22 protein-coding genes and 3 pseudogenes are annotated in these 26,996 nt (G+C 52.4%); 3 read left to right on the top strand and 22 right to left on the bottom strand.

What is annotated here, in order from left to right; all coding sequences use genetic code 11:
- Nucleotides 1–12: 12 nt before the first annotated feature.
- Entirely contained in the window at nucleotides 13–384 is a 372-nt protein-coding gene (locus RGV86_RS17245; protein ID WP_085460752.1) for a helix-turn-helix domain-containing protein, read from the top strand.
- A gap of 78 nt (nucleotides 385–462) precedes the next feature.
- Entirely contained in the window at nucleotides 463–756 is a 294-nt protein-coding gene (locus RGV86_RS17240) for a SymE family type I addiction module toxin (RefSeq protein WP_085460362.1), read from the top strand.
- A 42-nt stretch (nucleotides 757–798) separates the two neighbouring features.
- On the opposite strand, the gene RGV86_RS17235 is transcribed toward RGV86_RS17240, so the two are convergent.
- Nucleotides 799–1,092, bottom strand: a complete 294-nt coding sequence (locus RGV86_RS17235) for a hypothetical protein (RefSeq protein WP_001017803.1) — start codon at nucleotides 1,090–1,092, stop codon at nucleotides 799–801.
- Nucleotides 1,089–1,493 (bottom strand): annotated as a pseudogene (locus RGV86_RS17230) (RHS repeat-associated core domain-containing protein); the annotation flags it as partial. The gene RGV86_RS17235 and the pseudogene RGV86_RS17230, both read right to left, overlap by 4 nt.
- A gap of 166 nt (nucleotides 1,494–1,659) precedes the next feature.
- Between RGV86_RS17230 and RGV86_RS17220 the strand changes: the two are divergent.
- Nucleotides 1,660–1,920: a SymE family type I addiction module toxin gene (locus tag RGV86_RS17220; RefSeq protein WP_286135450.1), complete on the top strand. Its 261-nt coding sequence runs from the start codon at nucleotides 1,660–1,662 to the stop codon at nucleotides 1,918–1,920.
- A gap of 41 nt (nucleotides 1,921–1,961) precedes the next feature.
- Here RGV86_RS17220 and RGV86_RS17215 read toward each other — a convergent pair whose 3' ends face one another.
- From RGV86_RS17215 to tssH, 20 genes and pseudogenes are all read right to left on the bottom strand, one after another.
- A complete protein-coding gene (locus RGV86_RS17215; protein WP_085460360.1) occupies nucleotides 1,962–2,279 on the bottom strand; it encodes a hypothetical protein in 318 nt (105 codons plus the stop codon).
- A 14-nt stretch (nucleotides 2,280–2,293) separates the two neighbouring features.
- Nucleotides 2,294–7,018, bottom strand: coding sequence for an RHS repeat-associated core domain-containing protein (locus tag RGV86_RS17210; RefSeq protein ID WP_309508473.1), 4,725 nt, complete (start codon nucleotides 7,016–7,018; stop codon nucleotides 2,294–2,296).
- 18 nt (nucleotides 7,019–7,036) lie between these two features.
- Nucleotides 7,037–7,489 carry a DcrB-related protein gene (locus tag RGV86_RS17205; protein ID WP_000141613.1) on the bottom strand — a complete coding sequence of 151 codons (453 nt, stop codon included), beginning with the start codon at nucleotides 7,487–7,489 and terminating at the stop codon, nucleotides 7,037–7,039.
- Between the two features lie 46 nt (nucleotides 7,490–7,535).
- Nucleotides 7,536–9,782, bottom strand: coding sequence for a type VI secretion system Vgr family protein (locus tag RGV86_RS17200; protein ID WP_137598257.1), 2,247 nt, complete (start codon nucleotides 9,780–9,782; stop codon nucleotides 7,536–7,538).
- 24 nt (nucleotides 9,783–9,806) lie between these two features.
- Nucleotides 9,807–10,121, bottom strand: a complete 315-nt coding sequence (locus RGV86_RS17195; RefSeq protein ID WP_001280221.1) for a hypothetical protein — start codon at nucleotides 10,119–10,121, stop codon at nucleotides 9,807–9,809.
- Between the two features lie 53 nt (nucleotides 10,122–10,174).
- Nucleotides 10,175–10,909, bottom strand: a complete 735-nt coding sequence (locus RGV86_RS17190) for a hypothetical protein (RefSeq protein ID WP_000528403.1) — start codon at nucleotides 10,907–10,909, stop codon at nucleotides 10,175–10,177.
- Between the two features lie 144 nt (nucleotides 10,910–11,053).
- Nucleotides 11,054–11,870, bottom strand: a pseudogene (locus RGV86_RS17185) (TagF domain-containing protein).
- Nucleotides 11,870–15,737 (bottom strand): annotated as a pseudogene (gene tssM, locus RGV86_RS17180) (type VI secretion system membrane subunit TssM). The pseudogenes RGV86_RS17185 and tssM overlap by 1 nt, the downstream one beginning before the upstream one ends.
- Nucleotides 15,737–16,024 (bottom strand): hypothetical protein, encoded by a 288-nt coding sequence (locus RGV86_RS17175; protein WP_001206794.1) that lies wholly within the window; start codon nucleotides 16,022–16,024, stop codon nucleotides 15,737–15,739. The pseudogene tssM and the gene RGV86_RS17175 overlap by 1 nt, the downstream one beginning before the upstream one ends.
- A complete protein-coding gene (locus RGV86_RS17170; RefSeq protein WP_137598259.1) occupies nucleotides 16,021–16,707 on the bottom strand; it encodes a hypothetical protein in 687 nt (228 codons plus the stop codon). The genes RGV86_RS17175 and RGV86_RS17170 overlap by 4 nt, the downstream gene beginning before the upstream one ends.
- Nucleotides 16,708–16,714: 7 nt before the next feature.
- Complete coding sequence (tssL, locus tag RGV86_RS17165; RefSeq protein WP_137598260.1) at nucleotides 16,715–18,031, bottom strand: type VI secretion system protein TssL, long form; 1,317 nt, start codon at nucleotides 18,029–18,031, stop codon at nucleotides 16,715–16,717.
- The gene (tssK, locus tag RGV86_RS17160) at nucleotides 18,028–19,371 is read right to left on the bottom strand and encodes a type VI secretion system baseplate subunit TssK (protein ID WP_309508474.1); all 1,344 of its coding nucleotides are present in this window, start codon (nucleotides 19,369–19,371) and stop codon (nucleotides 18,028–18,030) included. Before tssK ends, tssL begins: the two co-directional genes overlap by 4 nt.
- A gap of 3 nt (nucleotides 19,372–19,374) precedes the next feature.
- Nucleotides 19,375–19,908, bottom strand: coding sequence for a type VI secretion system lipoprotein TssJ (gene tssJ, locus RGV86_RS17155; protein WP_032224536.1), 534 nt, complete (start codon nucleotides 19,906–19,908; stop codon nucleotides 19,375–19,377).
- A gap of 67 nt (nucleotides 19,909–19,975) precedes the next feature.
- Complete coding sequence (locus RGV86_RS17150) at nucleotides 19,976–20,461, bottom strand: Hcp family type VI secretion system effector (protein ID WP_000312804.1); 486 nt, start codon at nucleotides 20,459–20,461, stop codon at nucleotides 19,976–19,978.
- Nucleotides 20,462–20,641: 180 nt separating this feature from the next.
- Nucleotides 20,642–21,094, bottom strand: coding sequence for an STY0301 family protein (locus RGV86_RS17145; protein WP_085460359.1), 453 nt, complete (start codon nucleotides 21,092–21,094; stop codon nucleotides 20,642–20,644).
- A gap of 12 nt (nucleotides 21,095–21,106) precedes the next feature.
- On the bottom strand, nucleotides 21,107–21,514 hold the full coding sequence (locus RGV86_RS17140) for a BPSL0067 family protein (protein ID WP_085460358.1): 408 nt from the start codon (nucleotides 21,512–21,514) through the stop codon (nucleotides 21,107–21,109).
- Nucleotides 21,515–21,564: 50 nt separating this feature from the next.
- Nucleotides 21,565–23,079: a type VI secretion system contractile sheath large subunit gene (gene tssC, locus RGV86_RS17135; RefSeq protein ID WP_000245851.1), complete on the bottom strand. Its 1,515-nt coding sequence runs from the start codon at nucleotides 23,077–23,079 to the stop codon at nucleotides 21,565–21,567.
- Between the two features lie 24 nt (nucleotides 23,080–23,103).
- A complete protein-coding gene (tssB, locus tag RGV86_RS17130) occupies nucleotides 23,104–23,649 on the bottom strand; it encodes a type VI secretion system contractile sheath small subunit (RefSeq protein ID WP_000996814.1) in 546 nt (181 codons plus the stop codon).
- A gap of 60 nt (nucleotides 23,650–23,709) precedes the next feature.
- A complete protein-coding gene (locus RGV86_RS17125; protein ID WP_085460356.1) occupies nucleotides 23,710–24,000 on the bottom strand; it encodes a hypothetical protein in 291 nt (96 codons plus the stop codon).
- A 218-nt stretch (nucleotides 24,001–24,218) separates the two neighbouring features.
- Nucleotides 24,219–26,852 carry a type VI secretion system ATPase TssH gene (gene tssH, locus RGV86_RS17120; RefSeq protein WP_085460355.1) on the bottom strand — a complete coding sequence of 878 codons (2,634 nt, stop codon included), beginning with the start codon at nucleotides 26,850–26,852 and terminating at the stop codon, nucleotides 24,219–24,221.
- Nucleotides 26,853–26,996: the final 144 nt, after the last annotated feature.

Below are 26,996 nucleotides of genomic sequence, written 5' to 3'. Positions count from 1 at the left end.
GGTAAAACGACTATGGCCGCACCTATAAGCAACGAAGAACAGGTATTTATTACGGAACTGGGCAGACGGATCACCGCGCTGAGAAAGGACGCAGGGATGACACAGACGCAGGTTGCACAGGCGCTGAACGTCTCCCAGCAGGCCGTACAGGCATGGGAAGCCGGACGGCGGCGGATACAGATATCCATACTCCCAGCCGTGGCAAGACTGTTAGCGGTTTCTCTGGAGGATTTGCTTGGCGAAGAACCGGAGAAGATCGCCCGTAAGCGTGGCCCCGCGCCAAAATGGCAGCAGCTTATTGAAGAGATCGACAGCCTGCCGAAGGCAAAGCAGAAGATGATTTCGGAGATGTTACAGGCCCTGATTGTTCAGGCGCGTAACTGACTGATAAATAACGCGGTGACTAAGGGCGGCAACCCTTAACCACCGCTGACCACAAGCAACTAACTGAGGTAGTTAATCATGGCTGAACACGATATTACGCCAGAAGTCACCATTTCCAAAACACAGCGCCACTGTACCGTGGGCTATCTGCCCAACCGCAGCGACACGCCGGTGATCAAAATCAGCGCCAAATGGCTGAGAGAAGCGGGATTTGAGATCGGCACGGGCGTTACCGTGAAGATCTCGGAAGGTTGCCTGATCCTGCTAGCGGATAACAACGAAGTACAGGAACTGCGCAGGGAACTTTACCAGGTCAAACAGGCGGTTAAGGGGATGCGGAACGGGATGTTTAGTGTGCTGAACGAGAGTTAAATAATAAAAAGCCGGGAAGATTTAATTTTCTTCCCAGTTTTTTTAAAGTTTATTTATAGCTTGGTTAATTTCAAATAATAATGAGACAATATCTTTCGCAGAACCATTATAAATGGGATAATCCCAATCAAAATCCTTTATTAAACAAATATAAAACTTCCCATTTATATCAAAAGATGGTCGCCACCCAACATCCAAAAGATACCCACCAGGATATTCAACCTGGAGCATATCTTCCTTAAGTTCATCTCGCTGTTCATTAAGAGGGATGCTTTGTTTCAGGGAGAAGTCATTAAAAACTATATTCCCTTTTTTTCCTAAGAAATCAATGTTCATGATGTTGTTAGCCTTCGGAATTCATCGATTGATATAGGATGTCCATGTATTGTCCCACCGCTAAGTTCAACTCGAACCCATTGAGATTCTTTACTCTCACTGGCCCCAATAACTTTTCCCATATCTTTTACTTTCCATGGTTTACCGTTCGTAACAGGTGTGCCTGTATTAAAAACATCGTATTCCAACGTTTTAATATCAATATCTGGAGAATATTTTGCCGGGCCTGATTTTGTTGATTTAATTATATCCTTCCATGATTTGTTTTTTGGAGGAAAATGTTTGTATCCATGATTTGTCCATTCAGGTTGCCCACATTTCAAACCCAAAGGATCGATCCAGTTTACTGGATTAGGCGCGTATTGGTATAAGTTTAATCCGCCTCTCAGCCCTATCGGGTCAAATCGCGCAATCTAATCGAAGTCCGGATCGTACTGTCAGTTTCGTCTATAAATCACTAAAACCATCACGTCATAGTTCATACGCTACCGCCGCCCCCTGATAAAGTAAGCTATCTGCACGAAGTTAATTTTACTATCTAATCAGCAGATTAAATATAAAAATATCATTTCCAAAACACAGCGCCACTGTACCGTGGGTTATCTGCCCAACCGCAGCGACACGCCGGTGATCAAAATCAGCGCCAAATGGCTGAGAGAAGCGGGATTTGAGATCGGCACGGGTGTTACCGTGAAGATCTCGGAAGGTTGCCTGATCCTGCTAGCGGATAACAACGAAGTACAGGAACTGCGCAGGGAACTTTATCAGGTTAAACAGGTAGTTAAGGGGATGCGGGATGGGATGTTTAGTGTGCTGAACGAGAGTTAAATAATAAAAAAGCCGGGAAGATGATCCCGGCTCATTATAAATTAAACTCGCTCACTTCTAAGTAAAATAAATTTTGCGGATTTCAATATGATGTATTTTAATTCAGAAGGTCTGGATGTATCATTAATATAAAGAAGATAATTATGTTCTGGATAATCCATCTCATCAGGTTCGTTATCTAATAAATCAATATTTTCCTTTAAGATAAAATGTTCATGCTTCTTATCACCTGAAATATAATAGACACCATGATAAGAACTATCCCTTTCGATAAAAAATATATTCAGCGACGACTCCAGTAATTCACGAGCCTCATTTAAATCTCTTCCAGAAAATCCATACAAATCATAGTAACTCATTGTTAACTCACAAACTATGGCAATATTATACTTGGTGCTCTACCAGTTGCTGCTGGAATAGAGTCAAAAATCATGAAGTTAACGTCTCTTCCATATTGTTCACTCATTCTATCTGCTAGTCCTTTTAGCCCCAACTTATCCAGATCCCGTGCTTTTAACGGCCCAGTTCTTAATCCACCACTTCTGGTGGCAATTCCAGCGTTTTTGGCTGCACTCAAAATATCATCACCTGCAAGAGCGATATCAAAATCACTCACTCTTCCTACATCAAAAGGCTGCCCAGTACGGTAACTTTTCCCAGAAACAGCACTACCTTGAATAATAGGCGTAGTATCAGGGAAACCAGCATCAGAAAGACCTTGTCTTATTTCTCGACCAAATTGATTAAATTCATCTGCATCCCTAAAACCTTTCGGTGTACATGGCGTTAATCCAAGAGGATCGATCCATCCAAGCGGATTTGGCGCATACCGATAAAGGTTTATTCCCCCCGCCAGCCCTATCGGGTCCGGCTGCGTAAACCGCCCGACATCCGGATCATAGTACCTGTGCAGATTGTAGTGCAGCCCCGTTTCCCTGTCGAGGTACTGTCCCTGGTAGCGCAGGCTCTGCTCCACCCCGCCGTGATCCTTCTCCTGTATTGTGTTTCCCCAGACCTGGTATCCCGTCTCCCACACGATTTTCCCGTCGCTGTCCGTCAGCTCTTCCGGCGCGCCGTTCACATCCGTGTGAAAATACAGTACCCGGGCCGGTTCCCCTTTGCCCGCCTTATCCACCCGCGCCAGCGGTTCATAACTCCCCGGGGCACTGTAAATATACAGGCTGCTGCTCCCTTCCGGCCTGCTCTCCTGCGCCAGCCGCATCCCGTCCCATAAAAATTTTGTCCGGTTGTACGCTTTACCGTCATGGCTGATATGCTGTTTTTCCGTCCGCCTCCCCAGCGCATCGTACACATACCGGTATGTCCCCCGCGCTGTCCTCGCCTCCACCATCCGGTGCTCCGCATCATAGCGGTAACTCTGCGTTCCGCTCCGGCCCTGCTTTTCCACCATCCGGCCATATTCGTCATAACGGTAGTGCACACCACGGTAAGACATCAGCCGGCTGAACGGCACCACGCTGTTTTCTGCCGTGGCCCTTTCCCCCGCACGCCGGTCCAGCAGGTTTCCCGCTGCGTCGTACTGCCAGCTCGCCAGATACCCCTCATCCTCCAGGCGGCACGCCGTGATGCGCCCCGTGCTGTCGTAAAAGTAATCCGTTTCGCCCCGCCGGCTGTGCTGTGTCTTCAGCAGTTCGTCCTGACCGTTGTAGCTGTACTGCCGGTCCGTGAACGTCTCCGGCACCACCCCGCGCATTCCGCTGCAGGTCTCCTTACGTTTCAGCCGCCCGGCAGGGTCATAAAGCTGCCGCGTGCTCAGCCGCCCCTGGCTTCTGAGTACCTCCCGGTGCAGGCTGTCACGCGTGAACTCGCTGATGACTTCCCGGTCCAGATTTATCTGCTGGAGATGACCGCTGCCGTAGTACAGATGCCGCTGCGTTCTGCCGTCCGGAAACGTGGTGGCAGTCCGGTTGCCCAGTTCGTCGTACCGGTGGGTCAGGACGCCCTGCGCCGTCTCCTCGCTCAGCATCCGGCCTGGTCTGTCGTAACTGAAGCGGATTATCTCCGGCGCGCCGGTTTCGTCTGCGTCGTGCCGCCGGCAGCGGATTTCCAGCAGCTGGTCTGCCGCGTCATAAACGTATTCCGTGCGGGTTTCTGCCGTCTCCTTTGCGGTGAGCCGGCCCGCTGCATCACGCATCAGCCGGTGGCGGATTTCTCCGCCCTGGTCGCCCGTGAACACCACCTCCGTGACCGCGTTCAGCGCGTTGTAACGGTACGCCTGACGGCAGCAGTCCGGATTTATCTGCTCCGCCAGACGATCCAGCACATCGTGGCGGAACCGGTAGCTTTCTCCGTTCTCGTTTGTCAGCGTGACCAGACGCCCGTAGGCGTCGTACCCGAACCCCGTCCTGCGCCCCGCCGCGTCCGTGCGGATGCGCACCCGCCCCTGCCCGTCGCGCTGCCAGCGCGTTATCTGCCCTGCCGGGCTGGTGTATTTCACCAGCCTGCCCGCCGCATCCGGCTGGTAACGCGCCGTGCGACCGTCCGCCAGTATCACCTCCACCAGGTGACCGCTGTCGTCATACCCGTAGCGCGTGCTGTGGCTCTGCGCGTCTGTCATCCGTATCAGCCGCGTGCGTTCATCATAGAACCAGGCCGTCTGCGAGCCGGAGCAGTCCGTGTGCCGCATCAGCTGCCCGTCTTCGTTCCACTGAAGGTATTTATTTCCCCCGCGTGCGTCGGTTATCTGCACCACCTGGCCGTGGCGGTCATACTGATACCGGGTGCTCTGTTGCAGCGGGTCGGTCACGGCAAGAAGATTGCCGCGTTCATCGTACTCACAGCGCCAGCTGTTGCCCCCCGCATCCACCTCCGTCTCCGGTTCGTGCCACACCGGGTGCCACTGCGTCTGCGACACCCGCCCCATTGGGTCGTGCGTCTCCGTGATATGCCCCTGACGGTCATACACATAGCGCCATCTGCCGCCCTGAGCATCGGTCATCCCCAGCAGCAGCCGTTCTTCGTCGCTCCAGCGGAACGTCATCACCTGCCCGGCCTCGTCCCGGTACGCCGTCACCTGGTTCTGCGCATCCCACTGATGATAACGCGTGCGCCCCAGACCGTCCGTCACGCACAGCCTGCGCGCCGCCAGGTTCCACGCCAGCCGGTACTGTTCACCGCTGTCCGTGTGGTGCCCCGTCACCCGCCACGCTGCGTCATCCGGACCGTCATACCAGCCCCACTGATAATAATATCCCTCGCCGCCCGGCTGGCGGTGCAGGGTCATGCAGTGATTATCGTTGTAGGCAAACTCGCGCAGCAGGTGGCCGGTACTGTCGTACACGCCGGTCAGCTGCCCGGCGGCGTCATAACTGTAACGACGCAGCAGTAAAGGTGCAGTATCAGGGAAATGCTGATAAATCTGCGTCACCCGACGGGGATGCGCCGCCAGGTCGTAATGCAGACGGATGCACGGACGCCGCTGTTCACCACTGATTTGCGTGATGCGCCCCAGCTCGTCGTGGTACAGATTCAGACAGTTGCTGTTACGGTCGCCCAGCATTTTCAGCCGCTGGCGCTGCGGGTGATGCGGGTCGGCTTCAAACAGAAAAAACTGTCCATCATCGCTGCTGATAAGCCAGTGCCCCTGCTCACCACGCCGTACTGCCAGTCCTTCACCGGGACTGTAAAACCCGCTCCCCGGCAGCACGGCTTCCATATCCAGGCGTCGCCCCATACCCGACACAAAGGTCATGCAGTTTTCGTCCGCGTTACCCGGTGTGCGCTCGAGGCTCACTTCATACATCACACTCCAGCCCTGACCGAACATCCCATCCGTGCGCTCGTCACGACTGCTGTACACACGCTGCCAGTCCAGCGGAAAGTGACCCGGCAGGCTGAAGTCGAAATCGTCGTCATCCGCCAGATATTTGGCTCCGGTGGCGGCGTTGACCGGATGTGGAAGGGCGCTGATGGCCTTCTGTGTTATCATGCTCATCCCGACACCGGCAGCAAAACAGGCGATTTTAGAAAGCATTTTGCCCGGGCGGAGAAACATCAGCGCCACGGTTGCCACCAGGGTTATCTGCGACCTGCCGCTTCTGATATCCCTGACCACCAGTAACGGCCCCCCAATGCGGACATCCGGTGACACAAACGCCCCGTCCCCCGGCTCATTCACCACCCGGGCCTCACAGGTACAGCGTGCCCCGCTGCGTGCCGCCGGCTGGCTGTTGATACGCACATCCCGAGCGCCTTCCGCGATATACTCCGCCGCTGGCGGTTCGTCATCATCTCTGAACAGATTGCTGATACTGCCAATAACCGCATTCACGCCCTGAAAGGCGGTTTCCAGCATACCGTCCGGACTGAACAGGTTAAGGACCGTTCCCGCAGGGTCATCCAGAAAGGCGGCTTTTTTTTGTGCGAGTAACTGAGTCAGTGAGGAGGGATGTTTATGGCAGTCGATTTTATCGTCAGGGGTCGGGGTGGAGCCCGGAGCCGCACTGGCCACAGTGGGCTGCCACAGTTCCGACACAAAATGTGTCACGCCATCCACCAGCTCAGCACGCCCTTCTTCCGTACTGAGCTGGCCGGACAGCGCCCGGGACATCAGCACAGGTCCTGTCACCGGGTTAACCGCCAGGGCTATGGCCCCCGCCATTTCCAGATATTCCCCGGCCACATCCCGGAATGTTCTGGCGTCCTCCTGACGCTGCGCTTCTTCCTGTTCCGCCTTCACCTGCGCTTCCTGCGCCTCAATCTCCTGCCGCGATACCGCAGTGGCTGCTGCCCGCGCGGCAGGTTTGCTGTTGATCAATGTGTCACCAGAGCCGGTGAGGATGTAACCTTCAGTCTGAGGCGGGAACAACATATCAGCGAGGGCAGAACAGGCTTCGCTGACCGTTTCTGTCACGCCGGTGTACACCATCGCCACCCCCGCCACAAAACCGATCAGCACGACGGCCGTGCACCCCAGCGTCACCCCCGCTGACGCTGCCAGCACCGTGGCAGCCCCGACAATGAGGGCATCAATAACGACATTTGCCGCCACTTCCAGCACAGCCCCCAGCACATCTGCCATAAACGACGTATGCAGCAGGGCATCCCCCTGCCTTGCCGCCCAGAATGCCTCTTCCATGTCCCGTTCCCTGTGTGATTAATTCGTCCTGGCTTCCTGCCGCATCCTGAAGCGCAGATTCTTTTTAATTTCAGCCCAGCGCGTCATGTCTGCCGGGGTCAGCGGTGTGGTTCTGGCGTAGGTGAAGGCCATCATGACCCGCTCACCCGGCAATACAAATGCCACCTGACACTGGTACACCTGCTCGTTACCCCGGAGAAACTGACTCTGTATCTCCAGCCCTTCTTCGCCGTCATTAATCCCCACCCGGGTCACCTGCACGGGCGTGTAGTGCAGCTCCTTAACCTGCTTTTCCAGTTTTTTCATCTGCTGTTCAACCTGAGAGGCTAATTCGTCTCCCTCCTGCATCTGGCCCCGGCTGATAATTAATGCGGCATCGGGATCACTGAGGCGCAGCATATTAATGGTACTGTCCTGAGATATATTGCCGTCGAAAGACAGAACGGCTTCATTTACATAATATTCCGTCATAATGGAAAGAGTCCCTTTGAATAAAATATTTAATAATGGTTGTGATTTATTTTTCAGTCATGAAGGTGATATCTATCGCCGTCTGAAGAGTAGTTTTCTCTAATGTGCCAGGCGGCGATATATCTGCCTTTCTGTCATTCATGTTTAAATCAAGCTGCCCTGATTGTGTATTTATTTTTCCGTTCTCTGTTGCAGTAATATTAAAGTTCTTACAGGTTATATTAAATATTCCGTCACTGGTCATTTGTAGGATAGTTTCTCCGCAGCTAAGAATAATGGAATCTCCCGCTGCAAAGCGTAAATTCTGTACGGTCTGAATTGTTTTATCTCCTCCGGCAAGGGAAGTATCATCCGTCTGAACTGTAAGAGAACGTTTCTCACCAATAATCGCTGTTTCTGTTTTATCAATAACTTTAAGTCGATTATTCCCCACCCAGTGGCTTTCATTATTATTTACTTCAATGCGCTGATCTTTCTCGGCATGCAACCAGACCTCTTCCCCACCAGGTTTATCCTCAAAACGCAGGGCGTTGGCATTCGTCGGCCCCCCACCAATTGTGTGGCTGTAAAACCCACTTTGCGTCGCTGCACCAGGCAATCCCCACGGCGGCATCGTGTCCTGGTTGTATGTCCGCCCCACGATGATGGGTAAATCCGGGTCACCATTTTTGAAATCCACCAGCACTTCCTGGCCAATACGCGGGATCTGGATCATGCCGAATCCTTTTCCCGCCCACGGATAGCTAACACGGACCCAGCAGGAGCTGTTTTCGTCATTGTTACCATAACGATCCCAGCCAAACTGCACCTTCACCCGGCCATATTTATCCGTCCAGATCTCCTGCCCCGCCGGACCGGTGACGATGGCGCTCTGCGGGCCTTTGGTATGGGGTTTGCTCAGGGTTCGCTGTGGGCGGTAGACTTCACTGGTAGGGTGCAGTTCGAACGTGGTGACATAGGTAAAATGCTGGTCCTGGCCGCTGTACTGCGCATTGTCCCGTAAAAACAGTGTGGTCTGCACCAGCAGATATTCCTGGTTGACCTCCGCCGTCGGATGATTCATCAACGTAAAGGTGTAACCAGTCATGAGGGTGCGGATATTCCCCGCCCCTCCAACCCGGCTGCCAGGGCTGCGCTGCGCTTCCATACGAATGCGCGTCAGCATCTCGCCTTCCCCCATAGTGAAGTAATCACCAGGCCATTCGTAATGCTCATATTCAGCATGACCGGTATCACGCGGATTAGCCACGGTACTTTTCAGCAGTGAACGCGGCTTCATAAAATCAAAATCGTCCAGCACCCACTTTCCAGTACGCAGCCTCTCACTGGCCGTAATGGTGTGGATAAATTCCTTATCGAGCTTCAGTCCTTCCTGGTGCCACTCTACCAGCGGCGAGTCCGGGCACGTTTTATGACCATTGATGGCATCAGCCAGTACCAGCGTGTGGCTGTTCTCGCTGTGCTCAAACCACCAGTAGATACCCCATTCCTGCATCAGGCGCTGGATGAAATCAAAATCGGTTTCACCATACTGCACCTGCCAGGCGCGGGGGGGATAATTTTCCACCAGCCGTTTTTCCACCGGAAAAGAATATTCAGCCAGGACTTCATCGAGAATCTCCACCACGGTTTTGTTCTGGAAGGCTTTGTAGTCGCTGGTGTGGGTCAGCAGCTTCAACCACGGTTCAATGCGCAATTCATACGTGACTGAGCGCCCCTCGTGACCGACTACCCTCGCAGCCGTCACCAGCCCGCTGATATGCCGTTTGCCACCACCGTCCAGTTCGATATTGACACACATGTCTTTGCCCACCATCGGTTTGAGCGGCAGATTGGCAGCAGGGGAGACATATCCGAGGTTCAGGGTGTCAGGCGTTTTAAGCTGTACTGTATAGGAAAACAGATTCCCAAGCCCTTCCGAACCATTCATACCTGCAAACAGCAGAATCTGCGCCGGCACCGCACTACCACTTACTGTGACGTTATGCGCCCCCGAACCAGCGGCAGCAAGCGATGCCGCCGCATCCTGAGCTGCACCAGCCATATCCGAGATCCCTGACGCGGCGGCGGCGGCCTGCGCAGCAGCTACTGCAGCTTTAACCAGTCCTGACGGTTCTGGAAGCGCACCAAATAGATCTGCAACTGCCTGTTCTGCCATCTGTTCGGCTGCATCAGCTACATCGGTTGCGGCTGAACTTGCGCTTATAGCACTACTTTCTCCGGCTATCGGTGGCGTGGAGATAGCTGGCCCACCGTTACTGCCAGATTTATTACCCGTAGATACAAAACTCATGATATTTATTCCTTTAATATCGGATTAGAATTTAGCGCCCGGAGACCAGAAAAAATAAGAAATAACCCGCCACTGTCCATCTTTATAATGAAAAAAACATGTAAGATTTAAATCCTGCCGCAAATGCCAAAACATTTCTTTGATGGAGATATTTTTGAATTCAGGATTTGTTGAGCGATAGGTATTTTCAATTTCGATATAATACTCGCCGACAAGTTTATAACGAGGCTTTATAAATTCATGCTCTGGCTTACCATAGTTATTTAATAAAACATTCTCTTCAACTCCATTATACACACCACTCGCATTCAGATAAGCATGTTCAGGGATATCAGACATGCTATTTTTCGCCCCACCCACTATCAAAAAAATAATCACAGCGTATATTAGCTTCATTTTTTTACGCTTTTCACAAAAAATTCAGAACCCGGGACCATTCTATTTAACCGCTCAATGACATTTTCCATATAACGAGAGCGCAGTTCCATACCAATATTCATTAACGCACTGGCGTCGCCGGAGAATGGTGTAGTTGCTTTATCTGCATCGTCACTATAGTATTCATCAGTAAGATATCCAATAATATGCCCAAGCTCGTGAGACAGCCCTATTTGCTCATGGCAAACTTTTGATGAGCCAAGACATTTAGCTGCTGCAACTATATCTTTAGAGTCAAATTCAACGTATCGACTATTCCAGACAATGTTACTCTGACGAAAGCTATTTGGATCATCATTATCAATTTTAAACACCACTACATCCCAATACCCATGACGATCAGTCTGAATTATTTCTATTGTGAAGGGTAAGTCTTTACCATTAAACTTACTAACAAACTCAGACTTCCCAGAAACGGATAAAAAAACCTTATTATTCCATGTTTGATTAATGACAAAAATAACCTTCCCATGAAAGGCATTTTTCTCCATATCTGTCCAATCAGTTTTTGCATCCCATCTTTTTATCCAATTATATTTCCATCTCAGCAATAATGAGATTGCACCATTTTCACGGTCAATTCTTAAATCGCCCCAGGCATCATTGTCCCTGATATATCGTTTATCCAGCATTAAGTCGTCATAAGCATCATATGCCTGCTGAATAGCCTCATCATGAGAGTTACCCATGTTCACCTCCGTATATTGCTATATATCCAATAAACCTGAAGATGCTTGCTTATCCGCCAACGCAGACGGGACCAGGGATAGCCTGAAGATAGCAATCAACTTGAATTTCATGGGTATATTTGTTTCCCATCTACACGTTTATCGTCATATTTTTGTATAGCTATTCTCAGCATTCGTGGCACATGATTTTTTCTCCAGCCGCAGCGCATCCACATACCGCCCCTCGCTGTTCTGCTGCCAGAACCACCCCTGCCCTTGTTGTGCCTGTGTCAGCATTTTGTCCGGCCAGCCCGGCCACGGCAGGTGCCGCACGCCGGGCAGTTCCACTACCGGTGCGTCCGGCAGGTCGGTGAGTTCCCGGCTGCGCTGCGGTACACGCCGCAAACCACGCAACCACTGCGCCCAGCGCGGCCCCGGTCGCCACATCGCCCACAGCTGGTCTGCCTGCTCCGCCAGCCGCCCACAGCGTTCTGTCTGTGGTGAGACATGTACTGCCGCCAGTCTTGCCAGCCAGTACAGCCAGCCAGTACAGCCAGCCTTGCGTTTCATCCAGACTCTCTTCCAGCCATTCCCGTCCGGCACGCTGGTAAATCACCAGCGGCCACGGCCTGCCCGTGCTGTCTCGCGAGGCGGTCAGTACCCCTGTCATCCATTCATCACGCCCGCCAATGGGTAAAAACCCCGGCGACAGGACGAAGCTCCACGGCAGCGGATGGTGCTCCGGCAGCACCGACTTTTCACGCGGTGATAAGTGCATCCAACCGTCATTCTCTCCCGTCGTCACGGCATCCGTTCCTTCCGGCAGTACAATATGCCGCCCCTGCCCAAGCCACGTCTGCTGGTTCAGCCACGCCTGCCACACCTGTCCTTCGTTCGCGCTCACCCGCCAGCGCACATAATCACGCTGGTCCGGCAACCTACCGAACATCGACGGGGTCGATACTGCCGTAGCACGGCGCATTAGAGCGCCCTCTCCGGGCAGGCGAAACGTTGCAGTAGTCCCCGGTTCACCGGGTCAAAGTCTCTCCCGGCGGTGATTTCCAGCACTACCCGTCGCCCATCAAAACTGTACTCCACCTGCTGCGTTCCCCGTACCGCTGTATCCTGCGCGTTACCCGCGTCCAGCAGGTGAAACAGCGCCCACGGCCCGTTCGTCAGCAGCGTCGAGGTGTCCTGGCGGATGCGCGGGCTGGCGGTGATTTCCGCCATTGAGCCATTACGCGGCCCCGGCCAGTTCACTTTTAGCGGCCTGACCGGGCCGTGAGCGTAACGCAGCACCTGCCCATCAATGTCAATCACCAGCTCGGTGATGGCCGGATCCATATCCACGACGCGGACCTGCATCGCCCAGGAAAACTTTTTCCCGCCTTCCCCGTTAAAAAAGACGCGGCGGATTTGTTCTGCCTCCTGAAACGGCACCAGATCTGGCCCGTGCAGCGTCATGTTGCCTTCGGTCGGTTTGTAACGCCACGGATTGCTGGCAATGTCCGCCAGCGGGGCCAGTTGTTTCGTCCAGAACGCATCCAGCACGCCGCCGCTGGCAAAGATACGGTTAAAATCGTCCGCGCTGACCTCCTGCGGGCTGTCGGTAAAGGGATAGCGCCCGTCAATGGCGTCACGGCACTCATCACCGATCACCGCCTCCATTTGCGCATTCAGCACTTCACCCGTTCCGGCATTGATTTTGCGTGTCCCCTGTAGTGTTAAATCCAGCAGAATATTTTTCAGCGGCGCGGGTAGTTTTGCTGCCTCCAGTTGAAGTTTATCCGCAGCCGAAATGCGGCCCGGTAATGTGCTTGCCGCCAGTGCACTGTCTGCAATGGTGAGCTGGGTGTAATATTCATTGAGCATCGTCAGCAGCGAATTAAGCTGTGGTGCACCGCCCCCTTGTCCGCTGTCCATACGCCCGGAAACAACTTCCCGCAATGCGGCAAAACGATCATCCACCAGCGTTTTCTCCAGACGTTCTTCTGGATGGATGTCCTGGAACAGCTTCGCCGTCTGTACCACTTTTCCCGCATTACCGGAAAGCCGATCCTGCGCTCGCTGGGCCATCTGCTTTTGTCTGGCCTGTGCATCCAGCGGCGGTACCAGGGTGGTCTGCTCCACCACGGCTTTACTCAGCCGCATCAACGGTGAATCTGGCGAGGCCAGGGTACGGAGCACCTGAAGATCATAGGCCAGCCCCGGACCACCGTCCTCCCCGGCGCTGTTGATGCTGTGAATACTGACCAGAAAATCCTGCCACCGGCGGGCATATTCAGTCAGGTACAGGCGACGGACTTCACGGGTAACCGGGAGTTCCTGTCCCGGTAGCTGACTCATTACACTCTCAGTCGTTTTTTTTTTGCGCATTTTCCCGCCCCATCACCCAGGCATCATTCGCTGACGCTGCGGCAACAAATTCAGGCAGTCGTTTGTCGAATAACTCCCGGTAGCCTTCGCGGGTGAAGATGCCCGGTACGCCCCGACCCAGCGGCGCGCCATCCGTGCGAACAAAGACGGTTCCAGCATCTGCCCCTACAGCGCGCACCAGCGAAAACTCCTGCGGTGCTTCACTCTCCATAGAAGCCAGTGCACGGGCATAGATACGCTCAGTGCTGGTGTGTCCATCGAGGAAAGTTCGCGCCTGGCGGATCAACCCCTCATCTTTTTCGTAGGGCGAATGCACTACGCGGCTACCGTCAAACAGAGCGTCGATATGTTCCAGCACGGCTGCACGACCACCAAACTCCGCCACGCTGTCGCGGTTGTCCAGGTCATTCAGTACCCATGAGTGAATTTCCGCCGCGTTGTATTTGTCCTCGTGGTCTTTATCGAGGTTCAGCAGCAGATAAACATGCAGGGTGTCGTAGGCGGCTTTGCTGTTCTGACGTGCTATCGCATCCGAAAGCACATATTCCATGCGTTTCACCAGCGGCGGCAACAGCAGCTGGTCCAGCAGGCGGTCGTACAGAGAGGCCACACTCTCCATCACCGGCGGAACGCTGTACAGCCCGTAACGCCAGGCCAGCGGCGGTGAGTCCGGATCCAGCCCCGGCCAGGCAGAGAGCGCCCACGCCTGGTTCAGTAATGCGGGAACCGGGTGCATCGCAGGTTTTCCGGTATAGGCTTTGACATCAGTATCCAGTTTAGCCGTCCGGGTGGCGATTTCATTCAGATACCCGTTGTTACCCTGCTGGCTGCCCTGCATTCCCTGCCATAACCAGAAAGCCAGCGCCAGTACTAGCAGATGCCCGCCGGTACGCAGTAGCCGGTAACGCCATGCCCACTGGAGATTCGGCTCCACCAGGTGCGCTTCGCGGAAGATTAACCGTTTCAGTAGATCGTGGAGAAAATAGCTGCGGTTGCCGTCCGGCAGGGTATGAGACGGTGAATCCGCCTTCCCTTTTATTGCCCGGACAAAACGCGGCCAGATGCCCGTATGGTCTGCCACGGCGTCCGCCTGCGCCTGTGCCGCGCTGGTGAAAAATACGCCGCGCAAGGTGTTGTTAAGCTGGGTGGCATCGAATTTTGAATCGAGGAAGATCTGTTCAATGGCTTCCAGCAATGGCGCGCCCAGCGCGGCAAATTCACGCGGGAAGCGATACAGCCGCTGGCGGCTTTTAAGGTCGTACTCTTCCTGCAACCGGGTATCCAGCCCCTGATCCAGCCGCAGCGTCAGATTTGCCAGTTCCTGCCCACAGAGCGCATGTCGCGACTGCAGATCTGCGGAATTACGTTTCCGGCTGTAAGGCAAAGTGAAGCCCCATACCTGGGTACGAAGGTGACTGGTAAGACCACGAAAATACTCCGTAAAGCCCGGCAACAGATCCATTTTTGTGACAATAAGATACACAGGAAAACGGATCCCTAGCGTCTCTCTCAGTTCTGCCAGCCGTGCACGCAGGGCTGCACAAGTAGCCAGGCGTTCTGCCGATGACTGCGCGGTTAGATCTGCCACGTTCAGCGTCAGAAGCACGCCGTTCAACGGCGCGTTGGGGCGGTGTTTTCGCAGCAACCCCAAAAATCCTTGCCACTCTCCGGCGTTACGCTGTGTCGCGTTCGTTTCGCCGCCATCATCGTGGCGGGCATAGCGCCCAGCGGTATCGATAAGTACCGCTTCGTTGGTAAACCACCAGTCGCAATGCAGCGTGCCGCCACCAGGTACATTCAGGATATGTACGGTCTGTTCCATCTGTTCTGCTAGTGGGAACTGCAATCCAGTGTTGAGCAACGCGGTAGTTTTACCATCGCCCGGACTGCCGATGACCATAAACCACGGTAACTCGTACAGAAAACGCTTTCCTTCCAGTGCCTTACGCCAGAATGGCTGATCTACTCGTAGTTGTTTTAGTTGCCGGATGGCGCGGGTGACAATATTGCTGACGGTGCGCAAATCAGCTTTAATTTCCCCGGCCACCGGCACGTCTTCCCCGCGTGGATGCAGGAAACGGCGCAGCAATTGTTCATCCAGGCGCAGCGCCCGCCACAGGCGGTACAGGCCGTATAGTGCATAAGTCAGCAGGATCAGGCCGATAAGCGTCAGACGCAGCCACAGTGGCGCAAACGGGCGAACGTCGCCAAAGGCCAGCAACGGTGACACAAAACCGATGATCAGGCACAGAACCGTAACGCCAATAATGCTCATTGACCAGTTCACCAGCCACAGGATGAGCAGCATCAGTAATAGAACGATGGTCACCCCCCTACTGCTCACGGACACCAGCGGATGCAGGGTGTCAAACGCCACCAGCGGTCCGATAAACCAGACCAGCAGCGCAAGCATCACCACGCCGACAATCGCCAATGCGCGGCGGGAAAACAGCAGACTGAGAAATTTTTGCATTATTGTTCAGAGCTCCATGCGATAATCAGTAATAGCAAAATACCCAGGACTGAAAACCCCTTTCCTGTACGTGATACTGAAAGAAAATAAAGAACAATCTGAATAGCCGCTGAAATAAAATAAATTAATCTTCTGATTACCTCTCTATTTCCATTTCTCTGAGGCAATGCTGTTATTGAAGGCTCCATATCCTGCATCCACTGATACTCATTCCCGGAAAAAAGCATGATAGTGACCAACCCCATAATGAATAATAACCATCCTGTTATCTTAATTATTTCTCTCATGAGGACTCCCAGACAGTCATTAATAAACCAGAGAAATGCAACCATTTGTTGATAATAAAATCGCCATAGCTGGTATCTTGCTTTATTTTTTCCAGACTAAGAGAAATACCTCGATTATAACGAGCTTCAATAATTCTTACTTGTTCTTCTGTCAGGTGAGGTAAGGATACCTGAAAGCCATCTTTTTCAGCCAATTGATAACGATGCCTTGCAGCTAATTTTATATTAAAAACATCATGTTGGAGGTAATTTTCCAACTCACGCAACTGAGAATTATCCATTTTAGTCTCATCAAGCCCGAGTGTTTTGGCTGCAGTTCGCAATTGCATACTCACCGCACCAAAAGATGTTTTTTCTGGTTTCGAAGCTATTGTGATATGTTCATCAACCCACTCAGGCCCACTCCAACTCATAGCACGAAATTCAAATGCCAACGTGTCTACAATCTGAGGATCTCCCACTACTTCAATCCAACAAACTCCAGCAAGCAAGGGAGCAGGTAAATGCCAGGCATTTGCAGCTGCATTGATCAAAAGGCTGTTATGCTTCACCCAACCATCTTTAAAATAACGCCCAAATGCTACTCCTCCCCCCCATTTTTTAGGCGCCAGTTTCCAGAATATAAATTCTGTTACTCCCCACACTGGCGAATGGTTAGACGCATTACACTCCAGCTTTTCCATTATTAATTTACTCCACCACCAGAATTTCTACCCGGCGATTCTGCGCTCGTCCGGTTTTAGTGCGGTTATCAGCCACCGGCACGGTATCCCCCTTCCCGACAACCCGGATTCGACTGATAGAAACACCACCGGACTTCAACAGCGTAGCCACTTCCGTCGCCCTTTTTTCCGATAACTCCTGGTTAGATGGGAATTCCGCAGAATGGATCGGCTGGCTGTCAGTGTGACCAGTCACCGTCACTGCGCCCCCCACTCGCGCAATCTCGCGCGCGGCCTTATCAATCACCGGGCGGAGCGCGTCATTCACGGTTTTCTGCCCCGGCACAAACATCGTGTCGCCCCGGAAGACCACCCGACTGTGATGCTCATCTTCCTCCACCGTCAGCAGACCACGGGTGATCTCGTTCGCCAGCAAGATTTTCAGTCGCAGTTTATGCACGGGAACGGGTGGTGGTGGCAGATTTTTACCAATGGCATCGATACGCTGCTGTACGGCTTCTGTGGCGAGACTCATCCGGTAGTTGTAAAAACCAAATAAGGTCAACATCACCAGCAGGGCTATTCCGCCACTCAGCCAGACAGGCACTCGCTGCATCCGCCGAATCCGACCGCCGACGGCACCGGTGAAACCAGGCGAAAGTGTTGGTGTTACCGGATCGCGGCGCTGGATCAGTTGAGTCAGCAGTTGCTGGCGGATATCGTCCAGTTGTTTACGCCCGTCGGGGCGCACGCTGTAACGCCCCTCAAAACCCAGCCCCAGTATGTGGTAAATGATTTCCAGCACATCGCTGTGCTCCTGGAAGCTGGAGGCCAGACGACCAATTATCTGAAACAGCTTGATGCCGCCTTCACTTTCGCCATGAAAGGTGATCAGCAGGCTTTTTCCAGCCCAAACCCCACGTCGCCCCCAGCTTGTATTGTTGGCGGCTTCATCCAGCGCCGTACACAAGCAATAGCGAACCGCCAGCACATGCTCGCGGCGCAGGTTTGCCTGGTCGCACAGCGTCTGATATCGGCGAACCTCCCGCTCTAGCAGGGCGCGGTAATGTTCGATAAAACCAGGGGCGAGTTCGCGGGGCATCTGCGCCAGTGCACATAACAGAGGACTTGCCGCCGCCAGCAGGGGATTAGTGGCGGCAGTGATTTCAGCCAGCCGGAGTTTCATATCCGGGCCGTCCTCAACGACCACCTTGCTCTCCTCCTTGCGAAGAGTGTCCTTTATGGCCGCGCCGGAACCGTCATTGTCGGGTGTCTTTCCCCCCCCGGTTGATGGCTGAAATGGCAGGGTATTCGCCGCCTGCGGCGTCAGGATATCGTCGGTCATTTATCACGCACTCCCCACAGAGCCATCTCCAGCCCCGGAAACTCTCCGGCAGTGTGCATGGCCATGCCTCCATAGCGGGCAATATGTTCCCAAAGCACGCCATCGCGGCGAATGTCGTAATAGATGTACCCGGACTGGAACGGAATCTGACGCGGGGGCACCGGCAGCACCTGCAAAGTCAGCCCCGGCAGGTGCGAGCGGATCAGTTCCGGCAGGCGTTCGGACGGCCCGATTTTGGTCTGGGCGGAAAAATATTGCAGCAGGGCGTCGGCAGACATCTGCGCCTTCACCGTCAGCACAAGCGCGCTGAAACCCGATAGTTCGGAAGGTTCAACCACCGCATTGAGGATGCCATAAGCCCCCTCTTCCAGCGGAATCCGCTGCGCCCCCCGGATCAGCACGGCATTCAGCAGGTACTGTACCTCGTCCACCACCGATTTCAGCCCTGCATAAGGCGTCAGGTGTTTATATTCTTTATATTCTTCCGGGCGGCGAGTTTGTGGTCGCACATAGGTCGAGAGTTCACCGGCCAGTTCGGACAGGTTACGATAGAGCACTTCCGGCGACAGCGGCGTTTTCGCCAGATGGATCAGTAATGGGCCAAAACGATTGAGAATTTGTAACAGCAGGTAATCCGACACTTCCGCCGCCTCATGGCCGTGTTTATCACTGCCCGTCAACCGTTCCGCCAGTGAATCTGCGCGCATTTTTATCAGATCGTTGATCCACGACAGCCAGGTGCATATCAGTGAACTTGCCTGGTAGTTCACCACTGGCGGGATCAAATCTTTGTCAAGCTCGATCCGGCCATCGGGATGCAGAGCCGTAATGCGCGTCAGCGGCAGGCCGATCCACGCATCCGTCACTGCTTTTTCCGGCAACAGGCGCAGGCGCAGGTGGCTGAGCTGCAACAATTGTGCGCCACGCCCCAGCGAGTTGGCATCGCGAATTTCATTTTCATGCACCGAAAAGCGCGCCAGCGATTCCGGGTTATTGTCGAAGCTGGTTTCCTCGCTGTTCGGCGTGCGTACCGGCACCGCCAGGCAAATCTGCTGGTTAAGATGCTCCGGCAGAATGGTCAACGGCGGCGGCAGCGGCGTATGGCCCAGCGCATTAAACGGCGTACCGTCCGCAAACACCCCGGCAGCCTCTTTCAGTACCAGTTTGCCGATGTTCAGCGCCTCACTGTCAATGCTGTATTCACTGAAGCCCCAGAAAAAGGGGGAAAGCGGCAGACTGCGGTAGTGAATAACGTGTTCCAGATAGCGTTCCTGCTGCTGAAACATCTGTGGCAGCAAAAATTGTCCTTCACTCCAGACCACCCGGTTATTCCAACTCATAATTTACTCATCCCGTTCTTTAATCACGATGGCGCTTTGCTCTATGTCAGCATCCAGTTCGACTTTTTTCTTCGGCATAAAGCGGCTGTACCAACTTTTTTCCGGTGGATCAGGAATTTTATATGTGGCTCGCCAGACCGATTTTCCCAGATTGCGGTATCCGGCGAGGATCCCCAGCGTGGTGGTTTCCTTATTGAGAGAGCGGCGCAGTTTTTTCTCCTCGCCCGGGCGCAAGATAAAGCTGTCGCGGTGCAGTAAATCATCGGCAAGAACAGCCTTGTCATTGTCCTGAAGTGACCACCAGTCCGCCGCCGTGAAGGCTGCATCATTTTTCAGTTCATAAACGCGTATCTCTATGGGCGCGGCTTTTTTCTGATTGTCAGGATTCACCTTATCGGAAGCCTTAATCACCAGATCGAGTCTTTGTGACATCAGGTCCGGCACGTCGTCGCTGTCAATGCTGCACCCGGAAAGCAGGCAGACAAAAGACAAAGCTACCGCACATAACCACCCGCCGGGGTTACGCCATTTATTCACTATAATTTCCTTTAAAATCAAACAATAAAAACCAGCCCGGCTATTTTCCGGGCCGGAAAAGTACCGCTTAAATTTCTTTATTGGCCTTGAAGTCGTAGCCTGCGGTGATGGTGCCGCCGCTGCCACCTTGCTGGTTCTGCACCACGTATTCCTGCTTCACGGTGCTGAAAGAGAGTTCGACTCTCTCGCGGGAAGCTATCTCGCCCTCCTTGCTACCACTGGGGGAAACCACAGCCACAATCAGGTCAGTAAAGGTGTACTTGAGGTATTCCAGTGGATTGCCGCCTGCTTTACGCATGACAAGGATGGACTTCGGAATATGCTTACCGGATGCGCAGTATTTGAACAGATTCGGGCTGGCGCGATCGATGTAATGTTCAAACTCCAGGTTAGTCACGGAGACTTTACCGGATCCCAGACCGCTGCCTGCGTGCATGGTGGACTCCTGATGGATATTCCAGCGCCAGCTCAGTACCTCAATTTCATTTTTATGTTTGTCATCCATTGACTCGCCATCAATGCCGTCAATTTTCAGAAAAATGTCATAAGCCATTTTCATTTCCTTATTAAGAATTACTTAAAAATAATCTCTGATTTATCTGTACATCTGGATACAGGTAAATCATTGCCGTACAGAACCCCCTCTCCTTAATTTCAGAAGAACAGAAGGCTGTATAATTTCCGGTAATGAGATACCGGCATATAATTAATTCATAAACTGAATGGATTATATTTATTTACATATCACAGATACCGGTGACTCTCCTTGTTCCCGCTGACCCAGCAGAGAAGATGCCTGACACCGTGTCGCCGATGCAGGTACTGGTTGTGATAACCAAACCTGTCCGTGGTTATAAATACAGGAAACCCAGTAACGTTCACTATCCTGATTACTGTTCATTGTGGTATCCCATATTTGCCTGGTTTCACCCTTTATTTTCTCTGTCTCTGGTTTTAGATCTACCCGGTTTTCAGGTTTTCCCTGCGACATCCCTACGCCGTCCAGCCACAGACGGGGTTCATAGCGGGAAGATTCCTGCCACGATGTAGGTACATCCGACTCCAGTACTGTCGTTGAGGATTTTATATTGATAAACACGGGACAACTGACTTCCCACGCTGCAACATATTGTGGATAAAACAATATATAACCCAATAACAGAGAAAAAATAAAACGCGTCTCCATAGCATCTATTCTCTACTCAATAACATAAAAAGCTTCCGCATTATTACTGGCATCAGGATAGGATCCATCACTGCGCATTCCGCCTTTTCTGGAGATTTTGCGCGCCGATACATTCGAGGCTTTACCTGTCCACTGGTCCATAACATAAATATACGAATCATCTTGTTCGAGATAGAAAGCAGCATGTTTATGAGCATCTTCCCTCGGTGGATATTTCCCATTCACAAAAGTCGCGATTGCTGTTCCTCTGCGGATCGATTTATCTCCGAAAACTTTCCGCCCCTGCTTCCACGTTCCGGTATGCCCTACATGTGCATATACCTGAACTAAGCACACACATTCCTTTCTGTCTCCTGCTCCCGCCATTCCCACCATTTCAGTGCCCTGCAATGAATCTACCAGGCCATAAACATATGACATATCTCCCCCTGAGTATTATCTGACATCATTCATTAAAATATTCATAAAAATCAGGCAGTACCCTGTTTTACTGACGGCAGTTTTGTGACCAGACGCAGCGACCCCGTTAATCCTTCAAGCTGGAAATGCGGGCGCAGGAAGAATTTGGCATCGTAATAACCCGGATTACCTTCCACTTCTTCCACCACCACTTCAGCAGCCGCCAGCGGCCGACGAGCTTTAGTTTCCTGTGAGGAGTTCACCGGATCGGCATCAACGTAGTTCATGATCCATTCATTGAGCCAGCGCTGCATATCTTCACGTTCTTTGAACGAGCCGATCTTGTCGCGCACGATGCACTTGAGGAAGTGCGCAAACCTTGAACAAGCGAACAGATATGGCAACCGGGCTGAGAGATTGGCGTTGGCCGTGGCGTCCGGGTCGTAATATTCCTGAGGTTTTTGCAGCGACTGTGCGCCAATAAAGGCGGCGTAATCAGAGTTTTTGCGATGGATAAGCGGGATAAAGCCATTTTTTGCCAGTTCCGCTTCACGGCGGTCAGAGATGGCGATTTCCGTCGGGCATTTCATGTCCACGCCGCCGTCATCGGTCGGGAAGGTATGACAGGGCAGATTTTCTACCGCCCCACCAGATTCCACACCACGGATCAACGTACACCAACCGTAATGTTTGAAAGAACGGTTGATATTTACCCCCATTGCATAGGCGGCATTACTCCAGACATATTTGCTGTGATCTGCGCCATCCGCATCTTCTTCAAAATCAAACTCATCGACAGGGTTTGTTTTCGCGCCATAAGGCAAACGGGAGAGAAAACGCGGCATCGTCAGGCCAATGTAACGAGAATCCTCGCTTTTACGCAGTGAGTTCCACGGTGCATATTCGAGGTTCTGGGTCACAATTTTGGTCAGGTCACGCGGGTTGGCCAGTTCCTGCCAGGAATCCATCTGCAACACTGATGGAGAGGCCCCGGCAATAAACGGCGCATGGGCGGAGGCTGCCACTTTGGCAATGGAGCCGAGCAGATCCACATCCGGCGGGGTGTGATCAAAATAATAATCCGCAATGATACAACCGTAAGGTTCTCCGCCTAACTGCCCATATTCGGCTTCATACAGCTTTTTGAACATGGGGCTTTGATCCCACGCGATCCCTTTGTAACGTTTCATATTTTTCCGCAATTCATCCTTCGAAAGGTTCATAAAGCGGATTTTTAATTTTTCATCGGTTTCAGTGTTGTAAACCAAATGTTCCATCCCACGCCAGGAGGACTCCAGTTTCTGAAAATCTGGATGACTCAGGATTAGCTTGATCTGTTCCGTTAATTTGAAATCGATCTGCTCAATAATCGCAGCAATACTTTTATAAGCATCGTCACTAACGATGACCGTATTTGTCAGAGCCTGTTGAGCCAGCGTCTGAACTGCCGCCTCAACCGCCTTTGCAGCCTGAGGTGTCTTGGGACGGAAGGCTTTATCCAAGAGCGAATCAAACTCCGTTTCCTGATAGGCAGTGGTTTGCGCAGTAGAGAGGTCGCCAGTCGCCAGAAGAGTATCGTTTACCATGAAAGTTCCTTAATAAAATCGCAGTTAGTCTGCTGTTCCCGTTTCACCTGATAAGACACTTTCCTGTTGAGCGACAGGTTTTGGCGCGCTGGCCAGAGCTTTCAGTAACGTTGGGTCTTGTAATAGTTTGTTGATCAGATTTTCTGCTCCCGCTTTACCATCCATATAGGTTTGCAGGTTGGCAAGCTGAGTACGTGCTTCCAGCAACTGGTTCAGGGCATCCACCTTACGGGCAATCTGCGCAGGCGAAAAATCGTCCATATTCTCTAACGTGATATCGACCATTAACTGCCCTTCGCCCGTCAGCGTATTGGGGACAGCAAATGCCACGCGCGGCGCAATGGCTTTCATCCGCTCGTTGAAGTTATCGATATCAATATCAAGGAATTTACGATCGGTGACCGGTGGCAGCTCTTCGCGTGGTTTACCGGCCAGATCGGCCAGCACCGCCATGACAAACGGCAGTTCGATTTTTTTCTCGGAGCCGTAAATCTCTACGTCATACTCAATCTGCACGCGGGGCGCGCGGTTGCGGGCAATAAACTTCTGCGCGCTGTTGTTGATAGCCATAATCCTTCATTTCCTTATCAGTCAGCCGACGACACCAGGGGAGTGGTCCGACGGTACAGTTTAAAAATCATACGCAGAGAGTATTTTTATAATCTCTTTGTTTTCTTTTTGTTTTTTCCGCAACACAGGGAGTGATTTCTTCTCCGGAGGACACCAGGTATCACCCCCTTTTTCGATGTCTCTTTTATCCTTCTCTGGTAAAGAGCTGTCCCATTCACCAGCAAGATGCTGGCACATTTCCGCATTACTCAGAAAATGCTGCACATCCTGTGGTAAAGGCGGTTCCCCCTGAACACAGGGGGCGAACATCATTAACAGGAATGTCAACAACATCGGATAACGAAATGCCATACTTAATGTCCATCAATTGACCAGCGCATGAGATATGCTCTGGCGGGAGGGCGATATGTTGCAGAAATACAGCCCCTTGCACGCGCATTAGCAGGCGTGCGCAAAAATTTATCTACCGATGCACAAAAAGCCCCCTGCAAATCATTGGTGGAAGAATCTCCAGGAAAGCGACTAACTCACAATGCACCACTTAATTCTTTTGCAATAAGGATGTTCCATTAATCCGTTTCAAAAATAATCTGTTCATCCTCATCAACACGGATGCAGATTTGCGTGATAGCTGTTTTCTCTGTCATCGCCTGCAACCAGTAACGGGACAGTTGCGGCAGAATATGCTGCTCGATATAACCAATCAGCAAGCGTGCCCCTGTTTCGTGCATCGGGCAGTGCGCCACAATGTGCGTAATGAGTTCGTCGCCATAGATGAGTGAAACGCTATGCTGCTCCGCCATACGATCCATCAGTCTGCCAAGATGCAGACGGGCAATAACACCTCGCGCCTTCTCATCCAACGGCAAATAAGGGATAACCGTCACCCTCCCCAGGAAAGCCGCTGGGAAGTGTTTGCGTAACTCCGGCATTAACGCCTCTTTTAGCCCTGCTGAATCGGGCATCAGCGCCGGATCCTCGTAGAGCTGGCTGATAAGCTCCGCACCTGCGTTAGTGGTCAACAACAGCGTGGTATTTTTGAAATCGATGTGGACACCTTCGCCATCCTCCATCGCACCTTTATCGAATACCTGGTAGAACAACTCGTGGACGTCGTGATGGGCTTTTTCAATTTCATCCAGCAACACCACGCTCCAGGGATGACGGCGTACAGCTTCCGTCAACACACCGCCTTCGCCATAGCCAACATAGCCGGGCGGCGCGCCTTTCAGCGTGGAGACGGTGTGAGATTCCTGAAACTCGCTCATATTGATAGTAATCAGATTCTGCTCACCGCCGTAGATTGCTTCTGCCAGCGCCAGCGCGGTCTCGGTCTTGCCAACACCGGACGGCCCGGCCAGCAAAAAGACGCCCACAGGTTTGCGCGGATCGCCTAACCCCGCCCGCGCGGTCTGGATACGCTCACCAATCTGCGCCAGAGCATCCATCTGCCCGGTAACACGTTGCGCCAGGCGGGCAGGCAGTTCCAGGATCTGGCTGGCTTCATCTTTTACCATGCGCCCAGCGGGAATGCCGGTCCAGTCGGAGACAATCGCCGCTACCACCGCCGCATTCACTTCCGGAAACACGATGGGGTTTTCACCCTGCCAGACTCTTAATGCTGCTTCTGACTGTTGCAGTGTGATTTCATCACGCTCGCTGGTTTCTGCAGCACGCTGCTCCTGTAATCTGTTAACCAGCTCTAGTTCTTGCTGCCAGCGTTCATCCGCATCAAATAGTTCTCTTTTCAGCGATATAATCTGCGACGCCAGTGTGTCGCCTCGCTCTGCGCGGATTCCCATTTTTTCCTGTTTTAATAGCAGTTCCTGCTCCATTTCAGCGGCTTTGAGCCGTTGACGCAGAAACTGGATATTCGCTGGTGGAGTGTGCAGCGACAGCGCCACGCGGGCTGCGGCTGTATCCAACAAACTGATGGCTTTGTCCGGTAGCTGTCGAGCCGGGATATAACGGTGAGAAAGCTGTACAGCAGCACGCACGGCTTCATCAAGGATGAGTACGCTATGGTGCTTTTCCAGCGTAGTGACTAACCCGCGTACCATCTCAACAGCGGCAGCCTCTTCCGGCTCTGCCACCTGCAACACCTGAAATCGCCGGGTCAATGCCGGATCTTTCTCTATATGGCGTTTATACTCACTCCAGGTGGTCGCCCCAATCGTTCGAAGACTGCCACGCGCCAGCGCCGGTTTCAGCAGGTTGGCAGCGTCACCTGTACCGGATGTACCTCCGGCGCCTACCAGGGTGTGAACCTCATCGACAAACAGAATCACCGGCTGCGGCGAGCACGCAGCCTCTTCCAGCAGCGCCTTCAGGCGGGATTCAAATTCGCCTTTCATAGACGCTCCCGCCAGCAGCGCCCCGACATCCAGCGACAGCAACCGCACGTTACGCAGTGAGGGCGGCACTTCCCCCTCGGCAATCGCCAGCGCGAATCCTTCCACCACAGCCGTTTTCCCGACGCCTGCCTCGCCAGTTAGCAGCGGATTGTTCTGCCGACGGCGCAGCAGAATATCCGTCATAGTACGAATTTCGTGCTCTCGACCGGTGACTGGATCGATGCCACCTTCGCGAGCCTGTGCAGTCAGATCCTGACAGTATTTCGCCAGCGCGGATTTACTCCCTGCTGATTTACTGGAAAATGCCTGACTGCTTTCTCCCGGAACCGCAGAATTCAAATCCGAACCATCATATGGAATCTCTGATATTTCAGGGGATGATGAGATTAAAGACGGAAGAATATCCAATAGTTCATTTACCGGTAACCCAGCCAATGGCGCACAGATATTTTTTAACACTCGATACAATTCTGGTGTGGTTAACCAGGCTAGTAGTAACCATCCGCTACGAATTTTGTGATCGCCAAAACGGATGCTTGCCAACATCCAGGCTTTTTCAACAGAAAGATCTATATGGTGGGAAAAATCGCTAATTACGCTAGCTCCGGCAGGCAATATATCCAATTGCTGAATTAACGCATTCTCTACATCAAAAGATGTTATTTGGTAATGCCGAAGAACATGGTGAATATCATTCTCTGGTTGTTGTATTAGCTGATGCAACCAATGCGTTAGTTCGACATAAGGATTAGCGCGTAATTTACAGAACGTTGTCGCAGACTCCAAAGACCTGAATAAAGGTTTTGTTAGCTTTCCATATAGTGCACTGCGTGAAACAGGAGTGTCCATCTGTTACACCTGATGATGTAAGAACATATAAATGATACATAAACATAAATGTACCGATTAGAACTTCTAATTAATAGAATCATCAAAATTCCAGAATGAAACAATGATGCATATCACAGAACGTAATGTAATATAGCGGTTAGT

The organism is Escherichia ruysiae (assembly GCF_031323975.1).
Classification (GTDB): Bacteria; Pseudomonadota; Gammaproteobacteria; order Enterobacterales; family Enterobacteriaceae; genus Escherichia; species Escherichia ruysiae.
This window is presented reverse-complemented; position numbering and strand designations above follow the sequence as displayed.

What these genes read in the sequence shown, in the direction of transcription:
- RGV86_RS17245 (WP_085460752.1), top strand. Translation starts at nt 13, where the DNA reads ATGGCCGCACCTATAAGCAACGAAGAACAGGTATTTATTACGGAACTG.
- RGV86_RS17240 (WP_085460362.1), top strand. Translation starts at nt 463, where the DNA reads ATGGCTGAACACGATATTACGCCAGAAGTCACCATTTCCAAAACACAG.
- RGV86_RS17235 (WP_001017803.1), bottom strand. Translation starts at nt 1,092, where the DNA reads ATGAACATTGATTTCTTAGGAAAAAAAGGGAATATAGTTTTTAATGAC.
- RGV86_RS17215 (WP_085460360.1), bottom strand. Translation starts at nt 2,279, where the DNA reads ATGAGTTACTATGATTTGTATGGATTTTCTGGAAGAGATTTAAATGAG.
- RGV86_RS17210 (WP_309508473.1), bottom strand. Translation starts at nt 7,018, where the DNA reads ATGGAAGAGGCATTCTGGGCGGCAAGGCAGGGGGATGCCCTGCTGCAT.
- RGV86_RS17205 (WP_000141613.1), bottom strand. Translation starts at nt 7,489, where the DNA reads ATGACGGAATATTATGTAAATGAAGCCGTTCTGTCTTTCGACGGCAAT.
- RGV86_RS17200 (WP_137598257.1), bottom strand. Translation starts at nt 9,782, where the DNA reads ATGAGTTTTGTATCTACGGGTAATAAATCTGGCAGTAACGGTGGGCCA.
- RGV86_RS17195 (WP_001280221.1), bottom strand. Translation starts at nt 10,121, where the DNA reads ATGTCTGATATCCCTGAACATGCTTATCTGAATGCGAGTGGTGTGTAT.
- RGV86_RS17190 (WP_000528403.1), bottom strand. Translation starts at nt 10,909, where the DNA reads ATGGGTAACTCTCATGATGAGGCTATTCAGCAGGCATATGATGCTTAT.
- RGV86_RS17175 (WP_001206794.1), bottom strand. Translation starts at nt 16,024, where the DNA reads ATGAGAGAAATAATTAAGATAACAGGATGGTTATTATTCATTATGGGG.
- RGV86_RS17170 (WP_137598259.1), bottom strand. Translation starts at nt 16,707, where the DNA reads ATGGAAAAGCTGGAGTGTAATGCGTCTAACCATTCGCCAGTGTGGGGA.
- tssL (WP_137598260.1), bottom strand. Translation starts at nt 18,031, where the DNA reads ATGACCGACGATATCCTGACGCCGCAGGCGGCGAATACCCTGCCATTT.
- tssK (WP_309508474.1), bottom strand. Translation starts at nt 19,371, where the DNA reads ATGAGTTGGAATAACCGGGTGGTCTGGAGTGAAGGACAATTTTTGCTG.
- RGV86_RS17150 (WP_000312804.1), bottom strand. Translation starts at nt 20,461, where the DNA reads ATGGCTTATGACATTTTTCTGAAAATTGACGGCATTGATGGCGAGTCA.
- RGV86_RS17145 (WP_085460359.1), bottom strand. Translation starts at nt 21,094, where the DNA reads ATGGAGACGCGTTTTATTTTTTCTCTGTTATTGGGTTATATATTGTTT.
- RGV86_RS17140 (WP_085460358.1), bottom strand. Translation starts at nt 21,514, where the DNA reads ATGTCATATGTTTATGGCCTGGTAGATTCATTGCAGGGCACTGAAATG.
- tssC (WP_000245851.1), bottom strand. Translation starts at nt 23,079, where the DNA reads ATGGTAAACGATACTCTTCTGGCGACTGGCGACCTCTCTACTGCGCAA.
- tssB (WP_000996814.1), bottom strand. Translation starts at nt 23,649, where the DNA reads ATGGCTATCAACAACAGCGCGCAGAAGTTTATTGCCCGCAACCGCGCG.
- RGV86_RS17125 (WP_085460356.1), bottom strand. Translation starts at nt 24,000, where the DNA reads ATGGCATTTCGTTATCCGATGTTGTTGACATTCCTGTTAATGATGTTC.
- tssH (WP_085460355.1), bottom strand. Translation starts at nt 26,852, where the DNA reads ATGGACACTCCTGTTTCACGCAGTGCACTATATGGAAAGCTAACAAAA.